Annotated in this window: 8 protein-coding genes and 1 pseudogene; 4 read left to right on the top strand and 5 right to left on the bottom strand. The window is 37.2% G+C overall.

Annotated elements, in window-relative coordinates:
• Window positions 1-209: 209 nt before the first annotated feature.
• From O9332_RS19355 to O9332_RS19345, 4 genes are all read right to left on the bottom strand, one after another.
• On the bottom strand, window positions 210-662 hold the full coding sequence (locus O9332_RS19355) for a DUF29 domain-containing protein (RefSeq protein WP_288026957.1): 453 nt from the start codon (window positions 660-662) through the stop codon (window positions 210-212).
• Between the two features lie 156 nt (window positions 663-818).
• A complete protein-coding gene (locus tag O9332_RS28145) occupies window positions 819-905 on the bottom strand; it encodes a PEP-CTERM sorting domain-containing protein (protein WP_071823541.1) in 87 nt (28 codons plus the stop codon).
• 182 nt (window positions 906-1,087) lie between these two features.
• Window positions 1,088-1,378 (bottom strand): DUF433 domain-containing protein, encoded by a 291-nt coding sequence (locus O9332_RS19350; RefSeq protein ID WP_043999245.1) that lies wholly within the window; start codon window positions 1,376-1,378, stop codon window positions 1,088-1,090.
• Window positions 1,379-1,544: 166 nt separating this feature from the next.
• A complete protein-coding gene (locus O9332_RS19345; protein ID WP_288026954.1) occupies window positions 1,545-2,705 on the bottom strand; it encodes a PEP-CTERM sorting domain-containing protein in 1,161 nt (386 codons plus the stop codon).
• A gap of 420 nt (window positions 2,706-3,125) precedes the next feature.
• On the opposite strand from O9332_RS19345, the gene O9332_RS19340 reads away from it, so the two are divergent.
• The 4 genes and pseudogenes from O9332_RS19340 to O9332_RS19325 form a co-directional block, all read left to right on the top strand.
• Complete coding sequence (locus O9332_RS19340) at window positions 3,126-3,551, top strand: DUF29 family protein (protein WP_002761102.1); 426 nt, start codon at window positions 3,126-3,128, stop codon at window positions 3,549-3,551.
• Window positions 3,552-3,651: 100 nt separating this feature from the next.
• The gene (locus tag O9332_RS19335) at window positions 3,652-3,924 is read left to right on the top strand and encodes a hypothetical protein (protein WP_002761103.1); all 273 of its coding nucleotides are present in this window, start codon (window positions 3,652-3,654) and stop codon (window positions 3,922-3,924) included.
• Complete coding sequence (locus tag O9332_RS19330) at window positions 3,911-4,354, top strand: type II toxin-antitoxin system VapC family toxin (RefSeq protein WP_002761104.1); 444 nt, start codon at window positions 3,911-3,913, stop codon at window positions 4,352-4,354. The genes O9332_RS19335 and O9332_RS19330 overlap by 14 nt, the downstream gene beginning before the upstream one ends.
• Window positions 4,355-4,701: 347 nt before the next feature.
• Window positions 4,702-5,985: pseudogene (locus O9332_RS19325) on the top strand (helix-turn-helix domain-containing protein); the annotation flags it as partial.
• Window positions 5,986-6,011: 26 nt separating this feature from the next.
• Here the strand turns inward: O9332_RS19325 and O9332_RS19320 are convergent.
• A partial coding sequence (locus O9332_RS19320; protein WP_288025593.1) for a transposase occupies window positions 6,012-6,122 on the bottom strand: 111 nt, incomplete at its 5' end.

Raw genomic sequence — 6,122 nt, 5'->3', positions numbered from 1 at the left:
AAATCCTTATCTGGCAAGAGACTTAATTGATTAGTTCGCTCTAGATAAAAAACAATTGACAAAAATCGCTAAATGCCTTTCTATATAAGGGTTACATCCCTTATAATCCCCGTCCATTGCATAACACAAACCGAAGAGCCAAGATTTTAAATTAATAATTATCTTAAAAAACTAGGTTCCATCCTAGCTAAAATTTTCTGAAGAATTATTTAACTAATTTCAGGAATCCAATCTTCGTCTAAAATATCAGCTAAAGCATAAGGATTCTCTGATGGTAATTTTAAATCCGTTTTCACCTCTGCCATTTTTCTGGCTTTACCATAAAGATAATCGAGACGATTAGATAAATGGTTTCTGAGATTGGTCGTTAATCTTAATTCCAATTGAGTCCGAAAACCAATTAATTCACCTCGCCAATGTCGCTCGTTATATTCTCGTTCGCTTGACCAATACTGATAGAATAAAAGATGTTGTATTATTTGAATTGCTAAACTCTCAACCGCATTTTTTTGTTCCCTTCCCCAAGCTTCTAACTCCTCAATTAAATGCTCATAATCTAAACTATCAACTTGACGATTTTTTAACAATAAAACTGTCTCATCTAGCCATTGCTGATAATCTTCTTCATAGATAGATGATAAACTTTGTCTGGCATGAGTCATCGGTTATTCCTCAATCCTTCAGAATATATCGCCATTATACACCAACAAAAAAGCCCCCCTTTCGAGGATGCCCTTTTATCTAATGATTGAGATGCTAACTGATTGAAATACTAAAAATAGGGAGTTTATGGACTTTCCCATTAAAGTCAGGTTAGATTATGACCGTTTCTTAATTAAAAAACCCACCAAAGAAAACAGGCCTAACCCTAAAATAGAACTAGGTTCTGGTACTAACGAAATCATTAGTTATAGTCATTTCAGATAAGTCTGATACACTCTATACCGACAAAACCCTTATGAACTCTGGGATTAATATTCTCAATTTTAATTGAAATGACTATACCTTACTGACCGCAGATTCCGCAAAGCTTCCACGACCGAGCGTTGACCCGCATCTTCATCAAGGTAGAGACGGATTTGACTCATTACAATTCACCGGCTCGATATCGGGATTCCCAGTCTTCACAATCGGCTCGGTAAGCATCGATATCGGCCTCTATCTGTTCTTTATTCGCGTGATAATACGCTAGAGCGCTATAAATTTGAGCCAGACTTAACTGAGGATATTCCTTAGCGATCGCTTCGGCACTCATTCCCGTTTTATGATCCATGACTAAACTTTGAATCGTGATTCTAGTTCCCGCGATCCGGGGACGAGCATTACAAATATCCGGACTAGCAACAATAAATTCGCTAATATCGATGCCTGTAGCCATATTTTCGCCTAGAGAAGTCCCTTTTATTGTAGCTCGATCGATACATCCGAACAACAAAAAAGCCCCCCTTTCGAGGATGCCATTTTATCTAATGATTGAGATGCTAACTGATTGAAATGCCCCAAAATAGGGAATTTATGGACTTTCCCATCAAAGTTAGGTTAGATTATGACCGTTTCTTCCTCAAAAAACCCACCAAAGAAAACAGCCCTAACCCTAATATAGAACTAGGCTCCGGTACAGATGGATTATTTTGCGGATTTAAACGAGCAATCCAAGCTTCAATATTACCACTGGGGTTAGTTCCATAACCCACAACCGTTAACCCATCAGCAGAAATTACACGCGCATCGTTTAAAGTCCAACCCGTTAAATTTAAACCATAATCATTACTTAAAACCTCTTTTAGGCTCCGCATTCCTTGGCTACTATTCCAGATAAATGCCTCTGGACCATTAGCACTACTACCATAACCAACAATAACAGACCCATCCCCTGATACTCCAAAAGCTACGCTAAAGAAACTCCCCCCCGATAAGTCTCCTAGTCCTACCATTCCCGTCCCTTGTGTCCAACGGAATGCTTCCTTTCCATTAGCACTAATGCTTTGACCAACAACAACAGACCCATCTACTGATACTCCTTCAGCACGGCTATCGAAACCACCCCCAGATAAGTCCCCTAGTCCTACCATTCCCGTCCCTTGTGTCCAACGGAATGCCTCAACAAAATTAGCATTAGTGCTTCTACCAACGACAACAGACCCATCCCCTGATACTCCATAAGCTTCACTCAAGGCACCACCTCCAGACAAGTCCCCTAGTCCTACCATTCCTGTCCCTTGTGTCCAACGGAATGCCTCACCACCATTAGCACCCCTTCCATTACCAACAACAACAGACCCATCTGCTGATACTCCATTAGCAATGCTCTTGAAAGTTCTGCCAGGTAAGTCTCCTAGTCCTACCATCCCCGTCTGTTGTGTCCAACGAAATGCCTCAGTACCATTAGCACTAATGCTTTGACCAATAACAACAGACCCATCCCCTGATACTCCATTAGCTACGCTATTGAAAATCCCCCCCGGTAAGTCCCCTAGTCCTACCATCCCCGTCTGTTGTGTCCAACGAAATGCCTCCTGACCATTAGCACCATTGCTGAAACCAACAACAACAGACCCATCTGCTGATACTCCAAAAGCATAGCTACCGAAACTACCCGGTAAGAACCCTAACCCCTGAAAAGAGGCGGCCTGTGCGGGGAAAGCGACCCCGATCGCACCCAATCCGATCCCTAAGCTGATACAATTAGCTAGTATCTTGTTCATAACCTGATAAAAATCCCAAAAACTAAGTGATTCTTACAATCTAGATGTTCACTTTGGTTTTGTCTGTGGGAATTTGTGGCCATTTTGGATTTTCTGATACAATAATTTTTGTGGGATAAAGTGGGATTTAGTGACAAAAAGGAGGGCAAGGCTCATGAAACAAGGCTAAATTTGATTTCTAGGTTCGATCCCCCCTAGCCCCCCTTGAAAAGGGGGGAACCAGACTCAAAGTCTCCCTTTTTAAGGAGGGAAACAGACTCAAAGTCTCCCTTTTTAAGGAGGGAACCAGACTCAAAGTCCCCCTTTTTAAGGGGGATTTAGGGGGATCGAACTAGCGAAGCTTATAACTAGCAACTTCGGTTAATTTAAATGCAGAACAAATTACTAAATTAAGAGGTTAATCAGTAAAAAAAGCAAAAAATGGAAGAACTATTAGAGTTAAAAAATCTATTACTAGCTGGCAATGTTCCCGATGCCTTGATCTTGGTAGAGGAAATGACAGAAATGAGCAAGGATGATAAGCTCAATAAGATTTTTAGCTTTAGTATTATTGTATTATTACATCTGATTAAACAGCAAGCAGAAAAACGCAGTACACGCTCATGGGAAACCTCTATTTCTAATTCTGTTCGACAGATTCAACGCATTAATCAACGACGTAAAACTGGAGGAAATTATCTAACAATAGAAGAATTAAAAGAAACCTTAGATGATGCTTATTCTTCAGCTTTAAGACAAGCGGCATTAGAAGCTTTTGAGGGTATATGTCAACCAGAAGAAATTGAAGCTATGATTGATAAAAATAAAATTATTAATCAAGCATTGGCATTAATATTAATCGATTAAGTAACAGGGGACAGTCGGAAACAAATCAGGAGGGTTAAATGTCAGAAACAGTCGCTTAAAGATTAGCAGCCTATTTAAAAACCTTAACGGAGGACAATTAATGATTAACTTAGAACAAATTCAACAAGATATTAACCAATTACCTGAAGAAGCACAAAACTTACTGATTGATTTTATTGAGTTATTAAAAAAACGCTATTCTTTAGCAAAAAAGCCAGAGATTGCAGCAAAAATAAACCCTGAAGCTCAAAGTACCCTAGACATTTTAAAAGAATCTGGATTAATCGGTTGTATTAGTGCAGAATCAGACCTTTCTACTAATTATAAATCCGTTCTCAAAGAAGGATTAAAAGCTAAATATGATCATCGTTGATACTGGGTTCTGGGTGGCTTTATTTAACAATAAAGATCAATATCATCTAATAGCACAGCAAACCTTAGCACAGTATTCTTCTCAACCCCTAATTACAACTTGGTGTGTTTTAACAGAAAGTTGTCATCTTCTTTTACAACGTTCTCCAAATCTCTATACAGGAGTTGAAAAACAAATAAAATTAATGAACGTATTTGAGAGACATCCCCAAAAATTTCTATTATTTCACCTTGAAAATACTCATCTAGAAAGAATTCAAGACCTTATGAAACAATATCAAAGTCTGCCAATGGACTTAGCCGATGCCTCCCTAGTTATCTTAGCAGAAGAGTTAGGAAATGGACGTATCTTATCAATTGATAATCGAGATTTTAATACCTATCGCTGGAAAAATAAAAAACCCTTTATTAATCTTTTCCCAAATTTCTAGTTAATCAGTAGTCCGTAGAGTGTAGGGTGCGTTAGGCGGCTATCAATTTAGTCAAAAAACCAAAATTAATAATTCGCCGTAACGCACCACCTCTATTATTAAATTGGTGCGTTACGCTATTGAAAGGCGCACCCTACGAGTAATATGACTACAAGCTTTACTGTCTAAGGCGGATTTGCTATGACAGTTTGGCCTTCCCGACTTTATGGGGTAAAATGTTCGTAGGCAATACATTGATCTCTTGCAAGAGGGAAGTAAAATGATTATTAGTCTGATAAAAAAACGAGAAAACTAAAATCTGTTCCCTTATCCCAAACAGTAATACAAAAGTTCTATCACTTACTTATATGGATATTCAAACCCTTTTAGAATGGACAGATAAACAGGTATTAGAGAAAACCGGTAAACATCTTGATTCTTTGCAAGAATCCATCTTACAGGGTATTTGGGAACATCAAGATTACGAAAAAATTGCCAAAGATAATCAGCGCAGTTATGACCATATAAAAAAAGAAGCATGGAAGTTATGGCAACTGTTATCAGATGTTTTTGAAGAAGATATAAAAAAGTCTAATGTTCGTTCTGTTTTAGAAAATAAAGCTTCATCTACTATTTATCACTTTGTTAGCCATCATGGTAATAATATTAGTAATAACCATATAAATATCTGTAGAGAAAATAACCCCTACTCAGAAAACAACTTAAAAAAGTCTTCAAATTTTCCAGATAATGATCATCAATTCCCAATAATTAACCTAACAAAAGCTCCTGAATTAAGGTATAACTATGGACGTAAGTTAGAAATATCAACCTTAAAAGAATGGCTAGATAATAAAACTCGATTAATTACTATTTATGGGTTAAGTGGAATCGGAAAAACAGCTTTAACCCTTAAATTAGTTTCAGAAATTGCCCCACAATTTGATTATATTATTTATCGCAGTCTGGAAAATATTCCTCAATTAATCGCTCTCAAGGATGATCTAAAACAGTTTTTCGCCCAATCTCTATCAACCCCCTTACCTGATATAATAGATTATCTAAGCTCCTATCGTTGTTTAATTATTCTTGATGATGTGCAGAATATTTTTAAACTGGGGGAATTAGCAGGTAAATATTTAAGCGACTGTCAGGATTATCATAAATTTTTTCAGCAAATTGCTACCACATCTCATCAAAGTTGTTTGATTTTAATTAGTTGGGAACTTCCCAGAGATTTTGTTACCTTAAAATCCGATAAAATTAAAACTTTATACCTACAAGGTTTAACAACAGAATTTGAAGAAATCTTCAAAGAATACGGTTTAAAAAGTGAGGAGAAATGGACGAAACTGAGGGAACTTTATCAAGGTCATCCTAACTGGTTAAATATCATCTCCTCAACTATTATTGAGCTATTTGATGGAGAAGTATCCTTATTTTTAGAACAAATGAACAATGAAATTTATTTAGGGGATATAGAAAACTCGATCGAATGTCATTTACAGCGTTTATCCGCAACAGAAAAAAAGGTGATACACTGGTTAGCTAATCAAACTGAAGCGGTAGAAAAGTTTCCCAAAACTGGTAATCTTGACCTTTCTCAATCTGAATTTTGGGCAGCTATTCAGTCATTAATGAGACGCTGTTTAGGCTCTTCGTTACTCTTTATGCTAAATCAACATACAAGATGCCAAGACAACATACTTCTAACCCAAAAATTCCGAAAGTTTCTCAAGCCATAGGCTCTCCGTTTTATTAGTTTAAGTTTATTGTTGATTCCCTCGAC

The organism is Microcystis sp. LE19-10.1B (genome assembly GCF_027530565.1).
Lineage (GTDB): Bacteria > Cyanobacteriota > Cyanobacteriia > Cyanobacteriales > Microcystaceae > Microcystis > Microcystis aeruginosa.
Note: the sequence above shows the minus strand (reverse complement) of the source record. Positions and strands in the feature narration are given on the sequence as shown.